1 protein-coding gene is annotated in these 1,437 nt (G+C 62.3%); it reads right to left on the minus strand.

Annotated elements, in window-relative coordinates:
- Positions 1–1,437, minus strand: a 1,437-nt coding sequence (locus VOM14_RS31355; protein ID WP_327632580.1) for an electron transfer flavoprotein-ubiquinone oxidoreductase, incomplete at both ends; no start/stop codon positions are given.

The raw sequence follows: 1,437 nt of genomic DNA on the forward strand, positions 1-1,437 counted from the left end.
ATCTTTCAGCGTCAGATGCGCCGGCTGGTTCTCTTCGTGATTCGTGTTCGAGATGAACACTGACGAAAGCCGGTCGAACGTCAGCTTGCCGTCCGGCTTCGGATACACAATCTGCCTGCATTGCGACGCGGGCTTGAGCATCTCGTGATCGGAGTGCTGATGATGCAGCGTCCACGGCACATTGCCGCCCAAAAGCTTCTGCTCGATGCCCACCATCAAGGTGCCGAGGTACAGGCCCTTGCTCATCCACTGCTTGAAATTGCGGGCTTTATAAAGCTCCGTGTGCAGCCACGAAGTCTTGAACGATTCCGGGTAAGCCGCGAGTTCGTCGCTGGTGCGGCCGGCCTGCACGGCGTCGAAGGCGGCGTCGGCGGCGAGCATGCCGGTCTTGATCGCCGCGTGCGAGCCCTTGATCCGCGATGCATTCAGGAAGCCCGCATCGTCGCCGACCAGCGCACCGCCTGGGAACACCAGCTTCGGCAACGACATCAGGCCACCGGCCGTGATCGCGCGCGCGCCGTACGACACGCGCTTGCCGCCTTCCAGGAAATTGCGGATCGCCGGATGCGTCTTGTAGCGCTGGAATTCCTCGAAGGGCGACAGATACGGGTTCGAATAGCCGAGGCCGACCACGAAACCGACCACCACCTGGTTGTTGTCCATGTGATAGAGAAACGAGCCGCCGTAGGTGTCGTTTTCGAGCGGCCAGCCCGCCGTGTGCATCACGAGGCCCGGCTTGTGTTTCGACGGATCGATCTCCCACAGTTCCTTGATGCCGATGCCGTAGACCTGCGGATCGGCGCCGTCGCGCAGCCGGAATTTATCCGAAAGCTGACGCCCGAGATGCCCGCGCGCGCCTTCGCAGAAAAGCGTGTATTTCGCGTGCAGTTCCATGCCGAGCTGGAAGTTTTCGGTCGGCTCGCCGTCCTTGCCGATGCCCAGATTGCCGGTCGCGACGCCTTTCACCGAGCCGTCGTCGTTGTACAGGATTTCGGCGGCGGGAAAGCCGGGGAAAATCTCCACGCCCAGCGCCTCGGCCTGCTGACCGAGCCAGCGCGTGACATTGGCGAGGCTGATCACGTAATTACCGTGATTCTTGAAGTTGTCCGGCAGCGCCCAGTTCGGCACGCTCTTCGCGCCAGTTTCGGTGAGGAACAGGAAGCGGTCTTCGGTCACGGCGACATCGAGTGGCGCGGCTTTTTCCTTCCAGTCCGGCATCAGTTCGTTCAGCGCGCGCGGGTCCATTACGGCGCCCGAGAGGATATGCGCCCCGATCTCCGAGCCTTTTTCCAGTACGCAGACGCCGATTTCGACGCCTTTTTCCGCCGCCCGCTGCTTCAGGCGGATCGCCGCGGACAGCCCAGCCGGGCCGCCGCCGACGATCACGACGTCATATTCCATCGACTCGCGCGGGCCGTACTGCTCAATGAGACTTGC

Source organism: Paraburkholderia sp. MPAMCS5, from assembly GCF_036016995.1.
Taxonomy (GTDB): Bacteria; Pseudomonadota; Gammaproteobacteria; order Burkholderiales; family Burkholderiaceae; genus Paraburkholderia.